Consider the following 19,589-nt stretch of genomic DNA (forward strand, 5'->3'; position numbering starts at 1 on the left):
CCGTCCCGCCCCACCCGGCTACAGCGGGCGCAGGCCGAGTTCCGCCACGACGTGTTTGCCCTGGCCGAGAAGGACGGTGTGGAAGCGGCCGCAGAGGCGGGTGATCAGCTGCAGGCCGTGGCCTCCTATGCGGTGCGGATTACGGTCTCTCGGCTGCGGCGGCCTCGGTGAGCCGTCGCGGACGGTGATCCGCAGCAGCGCGGGATCCGTTGTCAGTTCCAGGAGGAGCCCGCCGGGACCGGGGGCGTGGCGCAGCGCGTTGGTGACCAGTTCACTGACGACGAGCTGGGCGTCCTGGCTGGGCCGGTGGCCGGGAGGGTGTCCTGCCTGAGCGAGCAGCGTGCGTACGGCGTGGCGGGCGTCGGTGACGGACGTCCCGTGAGTGTCCCAGACTGCGCCGTAGTGCCAGGCCGCGGTCCGGTCCTGCTCATCCGGCGCCTGATTACTGAGCGGGATGACCATGATCTTCCTGTGCGTCGGTGCGGTGTCGAGTACAGGTCGGTGCTGTCGGACCCTTGCCGTTTACCCGGTGTATCCCTTTTTAAGGAAGGTCCGGCGCCGAAACCGTGGATGTACCCCGGGTCCGGGTCACAGGAAGCGCCGGACCGGGATGACGACGGCCTCCTTGGCGCGCTGCACGAGCGCCCTCCGCCGCCAGCGCGCCGGATCGATGTCCACGCTGCGCTCCAGGTCCGCTTCGTAGTCGCGGTCGAGCGCGGCGGTGAAAGTCTCGTCCAGGACGGCGAGCATGACCTCCTCGTCGTGGTCCATGGACCGGCGGTTGAAGTTGGTGGATCCGATGAGGGAGGCGACCGAGTCCACGGTGATGATCTTGGCGTGCATCATGGTCGGCTGGTACTGGCGGATGCGTACGCCCGCCGCCAGCAGGCGGGCGTAGTGGTGCTGGCCGGCGAGCTGGCAGGCGCGTTGGTCGGTGTGCGGGCCGGGCAGCAGGATCTCGACGCGCACGCCGCGCCGGGCGGTGCGGCACAGCAGATCGATGAAGTAGGTGTCGGGAGCGAAGTAGGCGGTGGCGAGGCGGAACCGCTCCTCCGCGGACGTGAGCATCACGCGGATGAGGGTCTGCATGTCCTGCCAGCCGATGCTGGCGGAGCCGCGCACGACCTGCACGACCGCCGAGCCGGCCTGAGGGTGCTCGGTGAAACGGTCACGGTCGTCGAACAGCTCGTCATGGCATTCGGCCCAGTTCTGCGCGAACGCCGCCGCGACGCCGTCCACGGCCGGACCGCGGAGCTGGACATGGGTGTCACGCCATTCGCCGGGGCCGCGGGCGTCGCCGCACCACTCCTGCGCGATGCCGACGCCGCCGGTGAAGGCGGTGTGCTCGTCGACGATGAGGGCCTTGCGGTGGCAGCGGTGGTTCTGCTTGAACGGCGACAGCCAGACGGGTCTGCGGAACCAGGCCACCTGCACACCGGACGTGTCCATCAGGTCCAGCAGGTCCCGTTCGATCTCCTTGGCCCCGAAGCCGTCGAGCAGCAGCCGAACGCGCACCCCGTCGCGGGCGCGGTCGGCGAGGGCCACCGCGAAGTCACGCGCGACCTGACCACGCCAGTACACGAACGTCATCATGTCGATCGTGTGCCGGGCCGAGCGGATCGTCTCGAGCATCGCGGGGAAGATCTCGTCACCGTTGCGCAGCGGCACGAGATCGTTCCCCTCGGTGGCGGCCACGCCGATCAGTCGCTCCAGACGGCGGCGCAGGCGCTGCTTGCGGGCCGCCGTGTCCGGCGCGGTGCCGCGGGCGGCGGGAGCGGGTATGCCGTCGAGGACCACGCCGGTTCTCCTCCTGAGCGTCGAGGACGGGTTGCGGGCCGCTGGACGAGCCCGGAGAAGCGTATGTCCTGCCTCCACCGCCGCATTCCCCGGACCGGCCGCAGCGGGTGTGCGGATGATGCCTGGGTCCGCGACGCGCAGGCATGCCCGCGGCGAGCCGGGGTATGCGGCCCACCGTCGGGCAGGGAACCCGCGGGGGCGAGGCCGATCGACCGGGAGGGCGCATCATGGCGACGACGACCGTGCAGACCACCGAGCAGACCGTACGCGTGCCGGAGGTGGCGGATCCCTCCAAGGTGGCGCCCAAGGACGCACGGGAGTTGTCGCGGCTGTTCTTCGACCAGCTGGCGGTGCTGGAGGAGGGCACGCGCGAGTACAGCTACGCCCGCAACACGCTGATCGAGATGAACATGTCCCTGGTCCGCTTCGCGGCCGGCCGGTTCCGCAGCCGGGGTGCGGAGGAGATGGAGGACATCGTCCAGGTCGGCATGATCGGCCTGATCAAGGCGATCGACCGGTTCGACCTCTCCCGGGAGGCGGAGTTCACCTCCTTCGCCATCCCCTACATCGTGGGCGAGATCAAGCGGTTCTTCCGGGACACCACCTGGGCCGTCCACGTGCCCCGCCGGCTGCAGGAGGCCCGCGTCCAGCTCGCCCGCGCCACGGAGGAACTCCGCAGCCGCCTCGGCCGCACTCCCACGGTCAAGGAGCTGTCGGAGCTGATGAGCCTGCCCGAGGACGAGGTGCGCGAGGCGCGCCTGGCCGCCAACGGCTACAACTCCTCCTCCCTGGACGCCACGCTCAACGGCAGCGAGGACGGCGAAGCGGCCCTTCAGGACTTCATCGGCGCCGAGGACCAGGCGCTGGAACTGGTCGAGGACTTCCACGCCCTGGCCCCGCTGATCGCCGAGCTGGAAGAGCGGGACCGGCAGATCATCCACATGCGCTTCGTCGAGGAACTCACCCAGGCCCAGATCGGCGAACACCTCGGCGTCTCCCAGATGCACGTCTCCCGGCTCCTGTCCCGCACCCTCGCCCGCCTGCGCGAAGGCATGCTCAGCAACTGAGCCCCTACCGCGAGCCGACATGTGAAGGCGTCGGGCGGAACGTGGAGGAACCGGGACCTTTTCGGAATAATGGACGGGGTCTGAGAGACTGCCGGGTATGGATATCGTTCGCAGGAACAACGTCACCGTCACCGGCAATCCGCAGGGGCGGACGGTGGTGCTGGCGCACGGGTTCGGCTGCGATCAGAACATGTGGCGGCTGACGCTGCCCGCCCTGACCGAGGACTTCCGCGTGGTGCTGTTCGACTACGTCGGATCGGGCCGCTCGGACGCGGCCGCGTTCTCGGAGGACCGTTACGGCCGCCTGGACGGCTACGCCCGGGACGTCGTCGAGGTGTGCGAGGCGCTCGATCTGCGCGACGCGGTGTTCGTGGGCCACTCCGTCAGCGCGATGATCGGCGTGCTGGCCGCCGGCATGGCTCCGGGGCGGATCGGGGCGCATGTGATGGTCGCCCCGTCTCCTCGCTACATCGACGACGACGGCTACCGCGGCGGGTTCAGCGCGGACGACATCGACGAGCTGCTGGACTCCCTGGAGTCCAACTACCTGGGCTGGTCGGCGGCCATGGCGCCGGTGATCATGGGGAACGCGGACCGCCCCGAACTCGGTGACGAACTCAAGAACAGTTTCTGCGCCACCGACCCCGACATGGCGCGGGTCTTCGCCCGCACCACCTTCCTCTCGGATTCCCGGGACGATCTCAAGACCGTCAGCGTGCCCACCCTGGTGCTGGAGTGCACCCAGGACGTGATCGCCCCCCGGGAGGTCGGCGCCTTCGTCCACCAGGCGATCCCCGGCTCGACGCTGGTCACCCTGGACGCGACCGGACACTGCCCACACCTGTCCGCACCTGAATCGACCAACGCGGCAATAAGGAGCTTTCTGACGGGCGCGCAATGATGTGCCGCATCGGGCAACAGCCCGACCCGCACGAGGCCGGCGACGAGAAGACGTCGAATGCGGCCTTCGCCGCACTGCTGGAGGACAGCGCCGAGGAATTGTACGAGAAGGCTCCGTGCGGGTATCTGTCCACACTGATGGACGGCACCATCGCGAAAATCAACTCCACGCTGCTGGGCTGGCTCGGCCTGGAGCGTGACGCGGTGGTGGGCCGCAAGCGGTTCACCGACCTGCTGACCGTGGGCGGGAAGCTGTACCACGAGACGCACTTCGCGCCACTGCTGCGCATGCAGGGCGAGATCGGCGGTATCGCCCTGGAGATCAAGCAGGCCGGCGGCGGCCGGATACCGGTGCTGGTCTCCTCCGTGGTCAAGCGCGGCGGCACCGGCGAGCCCCTGCTGATCCGCACCACCGTCTTCGACGCCCGGGACCGCCGTGCCTACGAGGAGGAACTCCTGCGCGGCCGGAAAGCGGCCGAAGAAGCACGCAGACAGGCGGAGGCCGACCGCGCCCGGCTGCAGGACGCCCTCGCCGTCCTCCAGCAGTCACTGCTGCCCCACACCCTGCCGCCGGTGCCCGGGGTGGAGACGGCCGCCTACTACCACACCGCCCACCCCGACCGGCTCGGCGGCGACTTCTACGACGTCTTCCCCATCGACGGCGAACGCTTCGGCTTCTTCCTCGGCGACGTGTGCGGCAAGGGACCCCAGGCCGCCGCGGTCACCTCACTGACCCGCTACACCCTGCGCGCCGCCGCCGTGCACGACCCCGATCCCGTCTCCGCTCTGACCACGCTCAACAAGGTGCTCCACGAGCGCTACACCGGCAGCGGCGACCCCCGCTACTGCACCGCGGTCTTCGGCACCCTCGAACCCGACCCCGCCACCGGACACGTCGCCGTCCACCTCGCCTCCGGCGGGCACCCTCCGGTCATCGTCGTGCGCGCCGACGGCACGGCCGACTTCCTGCCCACCCCCGGTGGCCTCCTCGTCGGCATCCTGCCCTCCGCGCGCTTCGCCACCGCCACGACCGTCCTCGCCCCCGGCGACACCCTCCTGCTCTACACCGACGGCATCACCGAAGCCCGTACCGGCGAAGACCGCACCGGCCTGTACGGGGACGAGGCCCTCCTCGCCTTCGCCGCCGGCCACGCGGGCAAGCCCCCGCCCGTCCTGGTCGAGGCGCTCACCGTTCTGCTGCACGGATTCGGAGACGGCCTCGACGACGACACCGCCCTGCTCGCCCTTGGCGCCCCCGCCCCCGCTCCCGACCCACAGACGAGAAACAGCCGATGAGCCCCCTGAAGATCACCGCCCGAGACGCAGCCACCGGTCCCGTTCTGGAAATCTTCGGCGAGCTCGACTACTTCACCGCCGGCGAGCTGCTCGAACTGATCCCCACGATCACACTCCAGCCGGGCCGGCGCCTCGTCCTGGATCTGAGCGGTATGGAATTCTGCGATTCCAGCGGCCTCAGCGCCCTGATCGCCGCCCACCAGCACGCCCAGGCCGCTCAGGCGGACTTCGCACTCGCGGCCGTACCCGCCCACACCCTGCGGACCCTGCGCATCGTCGGCCTCGACCAGATCTTCCCCGTCCACCCCGACAGCGACATCGCTTCGGGTAGGTAACGCACGAGGCACAGCCGGGAGTGAAGGGGAAAGTACGGGGCACACGGCGGCTCAGGAGGTTGATAACTATGGTTCCCCTGCTGCTCGTTCTTCTTCTCGCTCTGATCCTTTTCGGCGCCGGTTTCGCCATCAAGATCCTGTGGTGGGTGGCGGTCGCCGTCCTGGTGCTGTGGCTCCTCGGTTTCGTCATGCGCTCCACCAGCGCCGGTGGCGGCCGCGGCCGCTGGTACCGATGGTGACCTGATCCGCGTCCGAACACCCGCCCGCAGGGCCCGGCCGTAGTCACGGCCGGGCCCTGCGGGCATGGCCGGACGAGCGAGCGCGCGGACCGTGGCGGAACCGGGCGAAGGCGTCCTCGAGGCCGGGAGGGTCAGGTGTGCGTGGCGAGGTAGGCGGGGCCCTCGCCGAGCCGGGCCCGTTCGACGGCCTCGAGACGGGCGAAGCCCCGGGGCGCCATCAACTCCCGCCAGTCCGCCAGGTCGTGGACGGCCCACATGTCGTGCTCGGCGGGGTCGAGGCGGATGCGGCGGAGCCGGTCCGCGCCGAGCCGGCCCCCGTCGAAGACGAAACCCACCTTGTTCAGAGGTCTGCCGGGCCCGGCGTGGAGGAAGTGGGTCAGCAGCAGCCTCGGGGTCCCCGGGCCGAGTGCGAGGCCGGTCTCCTCGACGGCCTCGCGACGGGCGGTCCGAAGCGGGTCCTCCCCCTGCGCGTCGAGGTTGCCGCCCGGGAACTGCCAGGGCCGGGAACCGCAGACCGAGCGCAGCTGTACCGGCCGGTCGTGCTCGTCGCGGACGTACAGGCAGCCGTACACGGCGTGGTGGGGCACGGTCAGCGCGTACTGCGACGGTGTCATCGGCATGGGACGGCCGGACCGGGCGGGACGGTGGCCGAACTCGAAGGCGAGGGGCCCGAGCCCCTCCTCGGCCGGCGGGTAGATGCCGCGGAGTCCGGCGAGCAGTTCCTCGCGCGGAGCGTCAGGATCGATGCGGCGGGGATCCTCCGCACCGAGCAGCTCCTCGAACGACGCGTACGGGGTGATCCGCTTGACGACGACGTCGACTTCCCGGCCGCTGTCCCGGTCGTGGAAGACGAGGGCGTCCCCGACTTCGACGGCCGCCTTCGCGGGGGTCGCGACGCGCACCTCCACGGTCTTCCGCCCCGACTCCACCTGCCTGTAGTAGCGCCCCGAGAGGTGGAGGTGGTGTTCCCGCCGGGAGGCCCGTTCCCCGGTCCGGATGCCGGCCGGCACGCGCTGCGCTCCGATGTGCGCAGCGCTCCCGTCCCGGCGCGGGCCGCGCAGGACGAGGAGGGCCAGTCCGTCGGCGTCGTACCGCCCGGCGGCCGTCCAGTGGCTCTGCAGGCGTGCCAGTTCGTCCTCGGCGAGGGCGATACCGCGCCGCTCGGCCGGGGTGTCGGCGGCGAGCGGCGTGACGACCAGGAGGGCGCCGCCCGGCCGCAGGCGGCGGCCCAGCGCGTCCAGGGTGCCCGCACGGGAACCGAGGAACGGAACGACGAACCGCAGGGTGATCAGGTCGTAGCCGTCGGCGTGCAGTGGTGCCCCGTCGTCCTTCTCGACGTCCAGGCGCAGCCAGCGCACCGCGTCACCGTGGCGGGTGCCGGCTTCGGCGAGGGCGGTCCCGGACCAGTCGACGGCGTCCACGGTGTAGCCGGTCGCGGACAGGTGGGCGGCGAGTTCGCCGGTCCCGCACCCGACGTCGAGGGCCCGGCCCCCGGCGGGAGGCGGCAGACGGGTGGCGATCAGCGACCGCTCGGCGTCGGTGAGCCGGCGGTAGCGGCGGCCTTCGGCGTAGCCGCGGTCCCATTCGTCCTGGGTGGTGAACATGCGGGGAAACACGCCCTTCTCGGTGGCGGGGTGGAAGACGGCGAGGCGGCGGAGCCTGCGCGTATCCGTTGGGGAGGCGCCGGCTGTGGGCGGGTGGACCAGGTCGGCGGATCCGGTCATGCGGGATCCACGACGGGGGGTGCGGCCGGGTTCGGAATGCCGGCGTCGGGTGCGTACTGGGCGGCCTGCGCGTCGAACATGGCGGCGTAGCGGCCTCTGGCGGCCATGAGTTCGCCATGGGTGCCGTGTTCCGCGAGCCGCCCGTGGTTGAGGACGTAGATGCGGTCGGCGTGGCGGACGCCGGACATGCGGTGGGTGACCAGGACGACGGCCCGGTTCGGCGCGGCGAGGCGGCGGATGCGGTCGAAGGCCTCGATCTCGGCCTCGGGGTCGAGGGCGGAGGTCGGTTCGTCGACGATGAGGACGCTGTCCGCCCGCGATGTCGAGCCGCGCCAGTGGGTACGGGCGAGGCCCACTTTCTGCCATTCGCCGCCGGAGAGTTCGGTGGCACCGCGGAACATGCGGGCCAGCAGGCTCCGCAGGCCGTCGGGGAGTCTGGCGACCACAGGGCCGGCGCCGGCGTAGTCGACCGACGGCTGCAGGTCCTGGGGCGTGGCGGCCTGGGCGGGTCGGCCGAGGCGGATGTTCATCGCGGCGGTGACCGGCCAGCGCTGGAAGTCCTGGGTGAGCAGGCAGACGCGCTCGAAGACCTGGGAGCGGTCGAGGCCGCCGATGTCCGCCTCACCCCAGCGCAGGCTGCCCGCCTGGGGCAGCAGCAGACCTGACAGGACCTTCATCAGCGTGCTCTTGCCGGAGCCGTTCTCCCCGACCACGGCGGTGACCGACCCCATCGGCAGGGTGAGGGAGACCTGGTCCAGGGCAGCGGTGTCTCGGTCGGGGTAACGGTAGGTGACACGGTCGAGGACGATCTCCCCGATCCGCTCGGGGACCGGATCGCCGCCCTCGGGGATGACGCGCCGTGCCGCCTGGTCCAGGAACCGGCCGTGGTCACGGACGTACAGGGACTCCTCGTGGAGCTGGTTGATGTTCATCACCAGGCCGCCCAGGCTCGCCGATCCGGTCCGCACCGCGATCACGGCTGTGCCGGCGATGGCGAGGCTCATGTGCCCGGCCGTGATCAGCCAGAACATGGCCCCGTAGGTCGAGGCCAGGGCCAGCCCCGACAGCGCGGCCGCGACCCACTCCGTCAGGGCCTTGCTGGAGGCGAGCCGCTCCTGTTCGTCCTCGGCGCTCTCGGCCATGCGCTGGTAGCGGCTGAGCAGGAAGGCGCCGACGGCGTGCAGGCGGACCTCCTGGGCGGCGCTGCGCTCGGTGAGCAGGTTGCCGATGAGCCGGGCGGCCCGGACATGCTCGATCCAGCTCATCACCGACACGTACCGCTCCTGGGCCACACGCATGGCACCCCAGCCGCGGGGTGCGGCGATGAGGATCAGCATGGGCAGCAGGACGGGGTGCAGGACGGCGAGGACGCCGGCGGTGGTGACCAGGGAGATGAGACCGTTCAGCGCGGCGACGCAGGCACCCATCATGCGTCGGGCGGAGCCCGGACCGTACTGGGCGACGTCGACGAGCCGCCGGAAGTCGGGGTCGTCGATCGCTTCCAGCTCGACACTCGCGGCGGCGGCCAGGTACTGGGTGGTGGCGATCCGCTCGACCATCGGCTCCAGGCGCCCGGCGCGAGAGGTCGACCACGCGGAGAGGGCGGAGTTGACGACGCCGACCGCGGCGGCGGCCAGCAGGCCGGGCAGCAGCGCGTGCAGCCGCTGGGGGGCGTCGCCGCTCCCGGCGAGCAGGGCGTGCATGACGGCGTTGACGGCGAGCAGGCCGACGGCCGCGGCGATGCCCTGGCCGATCTCGCTGACCGCCACGGCGAGCAGAGCACGCCGGTCGGCGCTCCACGCCATGCGCAGGGTGGCGCCGACGAGGGCCGGCATGGAGCGCAGCGCCGACATCATGGTCAGGTCCAGGCCCGCGTGCTCGTGGTGGGACCAGCCCATGTCGTAGCGCAGCGGTCCGCCGAACAGCTCCTCCTCCGCGTCGGAGACCCGCGGTTCGGCCATCTGTACCGGTCCGAAGAACCTCTTCACCGGGCACCTCCCGAGGTGGGCCAGTTCAGCGCCCGGTACGACGGGCCGTGAGTGAGCATATGGAAGATGGCGACGGTGTAGGGGTGGCAGTCCCGCGGCGGTCTCTCCATCGGCACCCAGAACAGCCCTTCGTGCTCGTCCGGCCCGGCGCTCTGCGGCTCCCCGGTCCAGGACTGGGCCGCGAACACGGCGGTGATCCGGTCGGGGCCCGCGGGCTCGTGGTGGTGGACGAGACCGCCGAACTCCTGCCTGTCGGCGCCGATATGGACGCCGGCCTCCTCCTTCGCCACGCGCCGTGCCGCGCGGTCCAGCGGTTCACCGGCCTCCGGACGGCCGCTCACGACCGTGAGCTGTCCCGCTGTCAGGTCCGGGCCGGGGCTGCGGCGCACGCACAGGACGGCGCCGTTCGCCCGGAGCAGGATCTGGGCCACGTCGGCGATCAGCGGGTGAGCAGCGTCGCTCAACGTCGTCCCTCCCGGGTCAGGCGCTCGACCGTGGCCCGGCCGCGCGTGGTCACGAACGTGTCGCCGTGCCGGGCGCCGTACGCGAGGGCGCCGGCCGCGTCGGCTGCGGCGAACGCCGCGAGCGCGCGTTCCTCCGCCTCGGTCTGAGTCCGGCCGTACCCCTCGAACAGGGAGGCGCGCAGCTCGGGGTGGTCCGGCCGGTCACCGGCCTCCGCGATGTGTTCGTCCAGCCCCGCCGCCGTGCTCGCGACGACGTTCACGGCCGCGTCCTGGGCCTGGTGGGCGGGCGGAGCGTCGTGGAAGCGGCGCAGCGGCCGGCCGGCCTGCCGGTGGGCGGCGCGGCGGCGAGCGGGATCCGTCATGCCAGGTACCTCGTATCCGGTCGTGCCCCGTCGGCGAGGAGAGCGGCGCGGCCGACGGCAGGGCGGGCGGAGGTGTCCGAGGAGGCAGCGGTATTTTCGAACGCAGGATGAACGAGCGCAGGGCGGCGCAGGGGATGCATGGGTGCTCCTCGGGGTGGGATGCGGACAGGTGATCGGGTAACGGGGGGCTCCCCGTCGCCGTCACGGGTGCGCGAGGGCGAAATCTAGAACTCGATTTCGAATATCTGGGCTTTCCCGTGTGCGGCTGCGGACGGCGTTCCGTGATGCTGCGTTCGATCACTCATGTGGGTTCCGGTACCTCCTGTGGGGGATTGCCGGGCGCCGCCTGGCGGTGGTGCGCGGGCAGGCTTCAGACCCCGACCCCGGCTGCCGCGGGCACCGGGTGCAGGGGGGCTGTGGGCGCGCGGGAGCACGCCGACGGCGTGCGGGCCTCGGCGGTGTCTGTACGTCAACCTCGGTACGGCGGCCCGGGTACGGCGGCCGATGCGTGCGAGGGCGCGGGTGTCGTCCGGGAGCGGGGTGACCCACGACTCCCGGCACACCCCGCGGTGATCGTCGTCGGTGATGGCCGACGCGACATGTATGTCCACGGGTACGGCCGTCGCTCTCGGCCCTCTTCCGCTCGCGTCGCCGTCACCGGAACCCCGTCGCCCGGGGCGCGTGACGCGCGCTCCGGGCGACGGGGTCGGGCGGGCTGATCCCCGCGGTGGTCCGCGGCAACCGGCCCGGTGTGCTCGTCACTACATGTTGATCATGTGGCCGGCCAGACCGTGGACGGCCTCCTTGACCGCCTCGCCGAGCGTGGGATGCGCGTGGACGTTGCGGGCGACCTCGTGCACCGTCAGGTCCCACTGCTGGGCCAGCGTCAGCTCCGGCAGGAGTTCGGTGACCTCGGGGCCGATGAGGTGGGCGCCGAGCAGTTCCCCGTGCGTGCCGTCGCTGATGACCTTGACGAAGCCCACGGGGTGCCCCAGGCCGTGGGCCTTGCCGTTGGCGGTGAAGGGGAACTTGGCCACCTGGACGTCGAATCCGCGCTCGCGTGCCTGGGCCTCCGTCCAGCCGAAGCTGGCCACCTGAGGCTGGCAGTAGGTGGCCCGCGGGATCATGGTGTAGTCCAGCTCCATGGTCTCCGCGTCGGCGATGGTCTCCGCGGCCACGACGCCCATGGACTCGGCGGCGTGCGCCAGCATCAGCTTGGCGGTGACGTCCCCGATCGCGAAGATGTGCGGCACATTGGTGCGACAGCGTCCGTCGACGTCGATGGCGCCGCGCCCGGTGAGGCGGACACCGGTGTTCTCCAGGCCGTAGCCCTGCACGTTCGGGGCGAAGCCGATGGCCTGGAGCACCTTGTCGGTCTCCAGGACCCGGCGCTCGCCGTCCTTGGCGACGGTGACCCGGACGCGCGGGCCCGAATCGTCGATGGCCTCCACGGCGGTGCCGGTGAGGACCTCGATGCCGAGCTTGCGGTAGTGCTTCGCCAGCTCCTTGGAGATCTCCTCGTCCTCCAGCGGGACCATGCGGTCCAGGAACTCGACGATGGTGACGTCCACGCCGTAGCTGCGCAGCACATAGGCGAATTCCACACCGATGGCGCCGGCGCCGGCGATGACGATGCTGTCCGGCAGCGTGTCGCTGAGGATCTGGCTCTCGTACGTCACCACGCGGTCCGACAGGGCGGTGCCGGGGAGCAGTCGTGGGGTGGCGCCGGCCGCGATGATGCAGTGGCCGAACGTCACCGTCTCCGTACGCCCGTCCGGGTGGGTCACCGTCAGGGTGTGGTCGTCGGTGAAGGCACCCCGCCCGTCGAACTGGGTGATGGCGTTCTTCTTCATCAGGTAGTGAACGCCCTTGACCCGGCCGTCGGCGACCTTGCGGCTGCGCTGGTGGGCGACCCCGTAGTCCGCGGAGACGTCATCGCCCACGGAGATGCCGTAGGCCTTGGCTTCGTTCGTGACGAACTGCACCATCTCGGCGTTGCGCAGCAGTGCCTTGGAGGGGATGCACCCCACGTTGAGACAGACGCCGCCCCAGTACCGCTCCTCCACCACCGCGGTGGACAGACCGAGTTGCGCGCTGCGAACCGCGGCTGTGTAGCCGCCCGGGCCCGCTCCTAGAACAAGGACATCGAAATGTTGGCTCACGAAGAACTGATCCTTTCCGGCTGCGGCTCACCGCGCAACCCGGTCCACCCGGCTCCCGCCGGCCCTCGCCGCCGAGGACCCGTGTCCTGAGGCCCTCGACGACCGTCCGGCCCGCGGGAAGTGATGTCCGACACTGCCGTCCGACACTGCCGATCGGGTCCGCTCAGGCATCGGCCGCGGGGGCCGTCCGTCCCTCGAAGGCCGCCAGGATCCGGTCCGCCGCCAGAGTCGCCGTCAACCGGCCCTGCCTGACCTGCCGTTCGAGCTCCGGGGCGGCCTCGCGCACCGCCGGGTCGGCGTACAGCCGGCCGAGCAGCTCGTCGCGGACCATCGCCCAGGTCCAGCCGACCTGCTGGTCCCGGCGTTTGGCGGCCAGCTTCCCGGTGGAGTCCAGCAGGGTCCGGTGCTGTTCCAGGCGCTCCCAGACCGTGTCCAGGCCGGCCGCCTCCCGGGCGCTGCAGTGCAGCACCGGGGGCGACCAGAAGGCGTCCTTGCCGTGCATCAGCCGCAGCGCGCCCGCCAGTTCCCGGGCCGCGGCGCGGGCGTCGCGCTCGTGCGGGCCGTCCGCCTTGTTGACGGCGATCACGTCGGCCAGCTCCAGGACGCCCTTCTTGATGCCCTGGAGCTGGTCGCCGGTGCGGGCCAGGGTCAGCAGCAGAAAGGAGTCGACCATGTCGGCGACCGCCGTCTCCGACTGGCCGACGCCGACGGTCTCCACCAGGATCACGTCGTAGCCGGCCGCCTCCATCACCACCATCGACTCCCGGGTGGCCTTGGCGACCCCGCCCAGCGTGCCCGCGCTGGGGGAGGGGCGCACGAAGGCCGCCGGATCGACCGCCAGCCGCTCCATCCTCGTCTTGTCGCCCAGGATGGATCCGCCCGTACGGGTCGAGGAGGGGTCGACGGCGAGGACGGCCACCCGGTGACCCAGCGAGGTCAGCATCGTGCCGAACGCGTCGATGAACGTCGACTTGCCGACACCCGGCACCCCGCTCACGCCGATCCGCCGCGCCCGGCCGCTGTGCGGCAGCAGCTCGGTGAGCAACTCCTGGGCCAGGGCGCGGTGCTGCGGCCGGGTGGACTCGACGAGCGTGATGGCGCGGGCCACCAGGGCCCGCTTCCCGTCCAGCACACCCTTCACATAGGTGTCGAGATCGATCGCTGCCATCGGCGCTACAGCTCGTGGCCGAGATCGGCCGACAGCTGCTTGACCAGGTCGCGGGCCGCGTCCGGGATCACCGTCCCGGGCGGGAACACGGCCGTGGCGCCCATCTCCAGCAGGGTCGGCACGTCCTGCGGCGGGATCACCCCGCCGACCACGATCATGATGTCCTCGCGGCCCTCCTCGGCGAGCTGCTCGCGCAGCGCCGGGACGAGCGTGAGGTGACCGGCGGCCAGCGAGGACACCCCGACCACGTGCACGTCCGCCTCGACCGCCTGCCGGGCGACCTCCTCGGGCGTCTGGAACAGCGGGCCGACGTCCACGTCGAAGCCGAGGTCGGCGAAGGCGGTCGCGATCACCTTCTGGCCGCGGTCGTGACCGTCCTGGCCCATCTTGGCGACCAGGATGCGCGGCCGGCGCCCCTCGGCCTCCTCGAAGGCGTCCACCAGGGCCCGGGTGCGGTCCACGGACGGCGACTGGCCTGCTTCGTTGCGGTACACACCGGAGATCGTACGGATCTGGCTCGCGTGCCGGCCGTACACCTTCTCCAGGGCGTCGGAGATCTCGCCGACCGTCGCCTTGGCACGGGCCGCGTGCACCGCCAGCTCCAGCAGGTTGCCGTCGCCGTCGGCCGCCCGGGTCAGCGCGTCCAGCGCGTCCCGGCAGGCGGTCTCGTCCCGCTCCGCCCGCAGCCGCCGCAGCTTCTCGATCTGCTGGGTACGCACCGAGGAGTTGTCGACCTTGAGGACCTCGATCTGCTCGTCGCTGTCCACCCGGTACTTGTTGACACCGATCACCGGCTGCCGCCCGGAGTCGATGCGGGCCTGGGTGCGGGCCGCCGCCTCCTCCACGCGCAGCTTCGGGATACCGGCGTCGATGGCCTGCGCCATACCGCCGGCCTGCTCCACCTCCTGGATGTGCGCCCAGGCCTTGCGCGCCAGGTCGTACGTCAGCCGCTCCACGTAGGCGCTGCCGCCCCACGGGTCGATGACCCGGGTGGTGCCCGACTCCTGCTGGATGAGCAGCTGGGTGTTGCGGGCGATGCGCGCCGAGAAGTCGGTCGGCAGCGCGAGGGCCTCGTCGAGGGCGTTGGTGTGCAGCGACTGGGTGTGGCCCTGGGTCGCCGCCATCGCCTCCACGCAGGTCCGCGTGACGTTGTTGAACACGTCCTGAGCGGTCAGCGACCAGCCCGAGGTCTGCGAATGGGTGCGCAGGGAGAGGGACTTGCTGTTCTTCGGTTCGAACTGGGAGACCAGCTTGGCCCACAGCAGCCGGGCCGCCCTGAGCTTCGCGATCTCCATGAAGAAGTTCATGCCGATCGCCCAGAAGAACGACAGCCGGGGGGCGAACGCGTCCACGTCCAGGCCCGCTTCACGGCCGGCGCGGATGTACTCGACGCCGTCCGCGAGGGTGTACGCCAGCTCCAGGTCGGCCGTGGCACCGGCCTCCTGGATGTGGTAGCCGGAGATGGAGATGGAGTTGTAGCGGGGCATCCGCTGCGAGGTGTACGCGAAGATGTCGGAGATGATCCGCATCGACGGCTTCGGCGGATAGATGTAGGTGTTACGGACCATGAACTCCTTGAGGATGTCGTTCTGAATGGTCCCCGCCAGCTTCTCCGGCGGCACGCCCTGCTCCTCCGCCGCCACGATGTACAGCGCCAGCACCGGCAGCACGGCGCCGTTCATCGTCATCGACACGGTCATCCGGTCCAGCGGGATGCCGTCGAACAGCTGGCGCATGTCGTAGATCGAGTCGATGGCCACGCCCGCCATGCCGACGTCACCCGTCACGCGCGGGTGATCGCTGTCGTAGCCCCGGTGCGTCGGCAGGTCGAACGCGACCGACAGGCCCTTCTGGCCGGCCGCCAGGTTGCGCCGGTAGAACGCGTTGGACTCCTCGGCGGTGGAGAAGCCCGCGTACTGGCGGATCGTCCAGGGCTGGTTGACGTACATCGTCGGGTACGGGCCACGCAGGTACGGCGCGATGCCCGGGAAGGTGCCCAGGAAGTCCAGGCCCTCCAGGTCGCGGCCGGTGTACAGCGGCTTGACCCCGATGCCCTCCGGGGTCTCCCACAGCGGCTGGGCGCCGCCGGTGGCGCGCTCGACGGCGGCGCGCCACTCGCCGTCGCTGCCGTCGGCGACCGGGGACCCCAGCTCGATGCCGGAGAAGTCGGGGATTCCCATCAGGACACTCCCATGCGGTCGAGGGTCGCGGACAGCACATCCACGGCGTCACAGCCCGCGAAGACGTACGAGTCGATGCCGGAGTACTCGCCCCGGCCCGCGAGGAACACGTGCCGGGCACCGGCCGCGCGCAGCGACTCGGCGGTCGGCCCGGCCTGCTCGGCGTAGAGCGCGTCGCTGGAGCACAGCACGGCCTCGGTGGCACCGCTGTCCTCGAAGCGGCCCTCGCTGACCGGTTCGACGCCGCCGGCCTGGAAGAGGTTGGCGGCGAAGGTCGCGCGCGCGGTGTACTCGGCGGGCGAGCCGATCGTGGCGAGGAAGATCCGGGGCCGGGTGCCGGTCGCCGCCAGATGGGCGTCGGAACGGGCGCGCAGCTCCTCGTACGCCTCGTCGCGGCGCACCCGCGGCAGCCCGCCCGAGGGCGGCTCGGGGGCGGGCGCGCGCTCCACCGGCTTCTCCGCCAGCGACGGGAACTCGCTGACGCCGGTGATCGGTTCGCGCCGCTTGGCGAGCCGCTTGGACCGCTCCGCCCACGTCGTCGCCAGGTCGGTGCGGATCCGGCCGGAGCGCAGGCCGGCCGCCTGGCCGCCGTCACGCTCGACGGACCGGAAGAACTGCCAGGCGGCCTCGGCGAGTTCGTCCGTCAGCCGCTCGACGTACCAGGAGCCGCCCGCCGGGTCGATGACCCGGGCCAGGTGGGACTCCTCGATCAGGATCGTGGAGGTGTTGCGGGCGATCCGCCGCGCGAAGGCGTCGGGCAGGCCGAGCGCGTGGTCGAACGGCAGCACGGTCACGGCGTCGGCGCCGCCCACCCCCGCGGCGAGGGTCGCGACCGTCGTGCGGAGCATGTTCACCCACGGATCGCGGCGGCTCATCATCACCGGCGAGGTCACCACGTGCTGCACCTGGCCGCCCGCGTCCGGCGCCCCGCAGACCTCGGCGACCCGCGCCCACAGCCGCCGCGCCGCGCGCAGCTTGGCGATGGTCAGGAACTGGTCGGCGGTGGCCGCGTAGCGGAACTCCAGCTGTGCCACGGCCTGTTCGACGCCGAGCCCGGCCTCGGTCAGCTCCCGCAGATAGGCCACACCGGTGGCCAGCGAGGCGCCCACTTCCTGCGCGGCCGAGCCGCCCGCCTCGTGGTACGGCAGCGCGTCCACGGTCAGCGCGCGCAGGCCCGGGTACTCCGCGGCGCACCGGGCGGCCAGCGCGGCGTACGGCGCGAAGTCGAGCGCGGTTCCGGTGCGGGCCTCGTACCCGAGCGGATCGCCGCCCAGCGCGCCCCGTACGGCCTTGGCGTCGACGCCCTTGTCCGCGTACAGCCGCAGCAGGGCCTCGGCGGCCTGCTCGGTGTCGCGGCCCGCGTCCAGCACCACCGGCGCCAGGTCCAGGTAGACGCCGTCGAGGGCGCGGCCCAGGTCGGAGACCGGGATACCGCCCTCGCCCAGCACCAGCCAGAGGGAGGTGCCGCCGTTCTCCAGGTCGGCGAGCACCGGCTCCGCCGTGCCGCCGGCGAGCGAGGTGTGCCGCTGCCGTACGTCCCAGCCGCCCGCGATGCCGCCCTCCGGACGGCTGCCCCGCACGAAGGGGGCGAAGCCCGGCAGGCCGGGGTCGGGCGCGCTGTCGCGCGCGGTGTAGAGGGGCCGGGTGCGCAGCCCGTCCTCCAGCGTCGTGGACAGGGCGTCCTCAGCTGCCTCGCCGGCTAGCTCCTTGCCCGACTTGCGCAGCACGCCCTCGACCAGGCGTTGCCACTGCTCGTGCGTCGCGTCAGGGAACTCGGCGGCCAGTGAGAGCCCGTCGTCAGGCAGGACCGTCATGGTCGGATGCTAGGGCAGGCCGCTGAACGGGAGGTGGAGCACGGGCTGTGAGGTTTCTCTTCTTGCGGTGGTGACCTGTCTCGCTTTCGTCCCGGCAGGGCGGATCCCGCTTTCGTCCCGACAGGGGGTCCCGGGCGCTCGGCGGCCCGGTCGGCGGGTCCGGCCTTCATCCCGGCGGCGGCCCGAGGCCCAGATCGGCCCGTCGCACCTCCCGGGTGGACAGCGTCTGCGGGCTCGCCGTGAAGGCCCGCAGCCTGAGCCGGGCGCTCCTTTTCGACGATACCCGGAAGGCGCCCGACGGAGCCCGGAGTTCGACGGTCGCCGTGGTGTGCGGGGCGATCGTGGCCGGGCCGCGCGCCCGCGACCAGTACTGGCTCATGCCCTGGCCGCTGGTCAGCATGTAGTGCGGGGTGAGCGCGGTGCCGCCGGTGTTGGTGACCCGCAGGGTCAGCCCGGACAGGGCCGACGCCGAGACGCGCCGGGACGCCGTGACGTCCATCCGCAGCGGTGGCGTCCCGGTCGCCGCCAGGGCCGCGCTCACCAGCGCGGGCGTCAGCACAGCCGCTGCGGTCACGGCGAGGGCGGCCCGGCGGCGCGGGCCGGCCAGCGGGCCGGGCCGCGGCTGCCAGGCGTGGGCGAACTCCGGCAGGGGCGCGGTGACCGCCGCCGCCAGCCACAGCGGAGTCATCAGCAGGTAGTAGCCGTCCTGGGAGCGCGTCGCCAGATAGAAGGCGCACCAGGGCAGCACGGTCGCGGCCGGTCCGAGTCGCCGGACGAACAGGACGAACACCACCAGCAGGGCGGCGGCGAGCAGCGCGCTCGCACGGCCGTACCAGTCCAGCCGGTCGCCACCGGGGGTGAAGTACAGCGACACGTCCACCAGGCCCTGGCCGTGCAGCACCGCGCCCTGGGTCAGCGGCAGGGCGATGCCGCCCAGCCAGGGGCCGGACTCGCTCACGGCGAAGTACGTGTCGATCAGCAGCCAGGTCAGCGCCGCGATCCCCGTGATCCGCAGCAGTACCCGCGCCGCCGCCCGCCCGCCCAGTTCGCCGCGCCGCACGGCGTAGATCCCGGCCAGCAGGAACGGTGTGACGAACCAGGGCAGCTGCTGGGCGGCGCACGCGGCGCCCAGGCACGCGGCCCGCGCGATCCCGGCGGCGCCCAGCCGGCCGCGCGCGCCGAGCCGGGGCCAGCGCACCACCACCGGCATCAGCAGGACCAGGCCGACGACGGCCGGGTAGCCCTGCCGGGCGTACAGCGGCAGGAGACCGAAGCCCAGGCAGACCATCGTCGCCGCCGGGCGCCACGGGACCGGCAGCAGCCGCCACAGCACCACCGTGCCCACGACCAGCGCCGCCGTCGCCGCCGCCGTGGCCGGGACGCCGCCGTCGCCCAGCCACAGCAGAGGCGCCGTGAGCAGCGGGGCGAGCGGGGGATAGCCGTACGTGAAGTCGTACCCGCCGTCGGTGGTCGGGGTCAGCGCGACGCCCTTGGCGTGGAAGAGCCAGGGCCACGGATGCCCGTACACCGGATGCCCGGCGACGAGTTCCCGCGCGGCCTGGCTGGTGAGGACGGCCTCGTCGCCGCCGGCGTGGTTCAGGGCCCACGCGCACAGGGCGAGGACGACCGCGGTCGCCAGCACCACCAGGTCCAGGCGGGCCAGCGAGCGGGTCCGGCGGACCGTCAGGGCGAGGACGCCGGTCACCAGGATGGAGGCGTAGCAGACCGAGATGACGCCCGCGAGGACCGGTCGGTGTGTGGCGGCCTGGGTCCAGACCGTGCGTGTGCCGATGAACAGGCTCACGTCGGCGAGGAGCGTGAGCACCCGGTGCCACTGCGCGGGGCCGTCCGGGTCCGGCGGGCGCGTTCCCGGGCCGGCGGACACCGCCGACGATGTCCGCCGTTCGGGTGTCACCTGCTGTGTGTCTGCCACGTGCACGGCACCGGACGCTAGTGGTGGTGGGTGAACCGGGGGCGGAGGCCGGTGAAGAGTCGAGTAGGAGCCCGGTAAGAAATGCCTATTTTGGTGCAGAGCGCCCGAACCGCACAGGGGGAGCGGTGCGGGATCGGTCGCACACCGTGTCATTGTTGGG

General features: G+C 72.0%; 16 protein-coding genes. 5 read left to right on the plus strand and 11 right to left on the minus strand.

Going from position 1 to position 19,589, the window contains the following annotated elements:
- Positions 1 to 18: 18 nt before the first annotated feature.
- Together AB0B40_RS07550 and AB0B40_RS07555 are read right to left on the minus strand one after the other, a co-directional pair.
- Positions 19 to 462 (minus strand): ATP-binding protein, encoded by a 444-nt coding sequence (locus AB0B40_RS07550; protein ID WP_345051630.1) that lies wholly within the window; start codon positions 460 to 462, stop codon positions 19 to 21.
- A 126-nt stretch (positions 463 to 588) separates the two neighbouring features.
- Positions 589 to 1,797, minus strand: a complete 1,209-nt coding sequence (locus AB0B40_RS07555) for a phospholipase D-like domain-containing protein (protein ID WP_345051627.1) — start codon at positions 1,795 to 1,797, stop codon at positions 589 to 591.
- A gap of 227 nt (positions 1,798 to 2,024) precedes the next feature.
- Between AB0B40_RS07555 and AB0B40_RS07560 the strand changes: the two genes are divergently transcribed.
- The 5 genes from AB0B40_RS07560 to AB0B40_RS07580 all read left to right on the plus strand — a co-directional run bounded on the left by AB0B40_RS07560 (position 2,025) and on the right by AB0B40_RS07580 (position 5,634).
- The gene (locus tag AB0B40_RS07560) at positions 2,025 to 2,864 is read left to right on the plus strand and encodes an RNA polymerase sigma factor SigF (protein ID WP_362263477.1); all 840 of its coding nucleotides are present in this window, start codon (positions 2,025 to 2,027) and stop codon (positions 2,862 to 2,864) included.
- A 97-nt stretch (positions 2,865 to 2,961) separates the two neighbouring features.
- On the plus strand, positions 2,962 to 3,765 hold the full coding sequence (locus AB0B40_RS07565) for an alpha/beta hydrolase (RefSeq protein WP_362263478.1): 804 nt from the start codon (positions 2,962 to 2,964) through the stop codon (positions 3,763 to 3,765).
- Positions 3,765 to 5,060 (plus strand): SpoIIE family protein phosphatase, encoded by a 1,296-nt coding sequence (locus AB0B40_RS07570; RefSeq protein ID WP_345052294.1) that lies wholly within the window; start codon positions 3,765 to 3,767, stop codon positions 5,058 to 5,060. Before AB0B40_RS07565 ends, AB0B40_RS07570 begins: the two co-directional genes overlap by 1 nt.
- Complete coding sequence (locus AB0B40_RS07575) at positions 5,057 to 5,395, plus strand: STAS domain-containing protein (protein WP_345052066.1); 339 nt, start codon at positions 5,057 to 5,059, stop codon at positions 5,393 to 5,395. The genes AB0B40_RS07570 and AB0B40_RS07575 overlap by 4 nt, the downstream gene beginning before the upstream one ends.
- Positions 5,396 to 5,463: 68 nt before the next feature.
- Entirely contained in the window at positions 5,464 to 5,634 is a 171-nt protein-coding gene (locus AB0B40_RS07580; RefSeq protein WP_345052063.1) for a hydrophobic protein, read from the plus strand.
- Between the two features lie 131 nt (positions 5,635 to 5,765).
- Here AB0B40_RS07580 and AB0B40_RS07585 read toward each other — a convergent pair whose 3' ends face one another.
- The 9 genes from AB0B40_RS07585 to AB0B40_RS07625 all read right to left on the minus strand — a co-directional run bounded on the left by AB0B40_RS07585 (position 5,766) and on the right by AB0B40_RS07625 (position 19,381).
- On the minus strand, positions 5,766 to 7,358 hold the full coding sequence (locus AB0B40_RS07585) for a methyltransferase domain-containing protein (RefSeq protein WP_362263479.1): 1,593 nt from the start codon (positions 7,356 to 7,358) through the stop codon (positions 5,766 to 5,768).
- Complete coding sequence (locus AB0B40_RS07590) at positions 7,355 to 9,346, minus strand: ABC transporter ATP-binding protein (protein WP_345052058.1); 1,992 nt, start codon at positions 9,344 to 9,346, stop codon at positions 7,355 to 7,357. Before AB0B40_RS07590 ends, AB0B40_RS07585 begins: the two co-directional genes overlap by 4 nt.
- Complete coding sequence (locus tag AB0B40_RS07595; RefSeq protein WP_345052055.1) at positions 9,343 to 9,810, minus strand: NUDIX domain-containing protein; 468 nt, start codon at positions 9,808 to 9,810, stop codon at positions 9,343 to 9,345. The genes AB0B40_RS07590 and AB0B40_RS07595 overlap by 4 nt, the downstream gene beginning before the upstream one ends.
- Positions 9,807 to 10,172, minus strand: coding sequence for a hypothetical protein (locus AB0B40_RS07600; RefSeq protein WP_362263480.1), 366 nt, complete (start codon positions 10,170 to 10,172; stop codon positions 9,807 to 9,809). The genes AB0B40_RS07595 and AB0B40_RS07600 overlap by 4 nt, the downstream gene beginning before the upstream one ends.
- 761 nt (positions 10,173 to 10,933) lie before the next feature.
- Entirely contained in the window at positions 10,934 to 12,334 is a 1,401-nt protein-coding gene (gene lpdA, locus AB0B40_RS07605; RefSeq protein WP_362263481.1) for a dihydrolipoyl dehydrogenase, read from the minus strand.
- 163 nt (positions 12,335 to 12,497) lie between these two features.
- Positions 12,498 to 13,502, minus strand: coding sequence for a methylmalonyl Co-A mutase-associated GTPase MeaB (gene meaB / locus AB0B40_RS07610; protein WP_345052047.1), 1,005 nt, complete (start codon positions 13,500 to 13,502; stop codon positions 12,498 to 12,500).
- Between the two features lie 5 nt (positions 13,503 to 13,507).
- Positions 13,508 to 15,682 carry a methylmalonyl-CoA mutase gene (gene scpA / locus AB0B40_RS07615; protein ID WP_362263482.1) on the minus strand — a complete coding sequence of 725 codons (2,175 nt, stop codon included), beginning with the start codon at positions 15,680 to 15,682 and terminating at the stop codon, positions 13,508 to 13,510.
- Positions 15,682 to 17,496 carry a methylmalonyl-CoA mutase family protein gene (locus tag AB0B40_RS07620; RefSeq protein ID WP_362263483.1) on the minus strand — a complete coding sequence of 605 codons (1,815 nt, stop codon included), beginning with the start codon at positions 17,494 to 17,496 and terminating at the stop codon, positions 15,682 to 15,684. Before AB0B40_RS07620 ends, scpA begins: the two co-directional genes overlap by 1 nt.
- A 166-nt stretch (positions 17,497 to 17,662) precedes the next feature.
- Positions 17,663 to 19,381: a hypothetical protein gene (locus AB0B40_RS07625; protein ID WP_362263539.1), complete on the minus strand. Its 1,719-nt coding sequence runs from the start codon at positions 19,379 to 19,381 to the stop codon at positions 17,663 to 17,665.
- Positions 19,382 to 19,589 lie beyond the last annotated feature (208 nt).

This window comes from Streptomyces sp. NPDC042638, from assembly GCF_040647235.1.
Taxonomy (GTDB): domain Bacteria; phylum Actinomycetota; class Actinomycetes; order Streptomycetales; family Streptomycetaceae; genus Streptomyces; species Streptomyces rameus.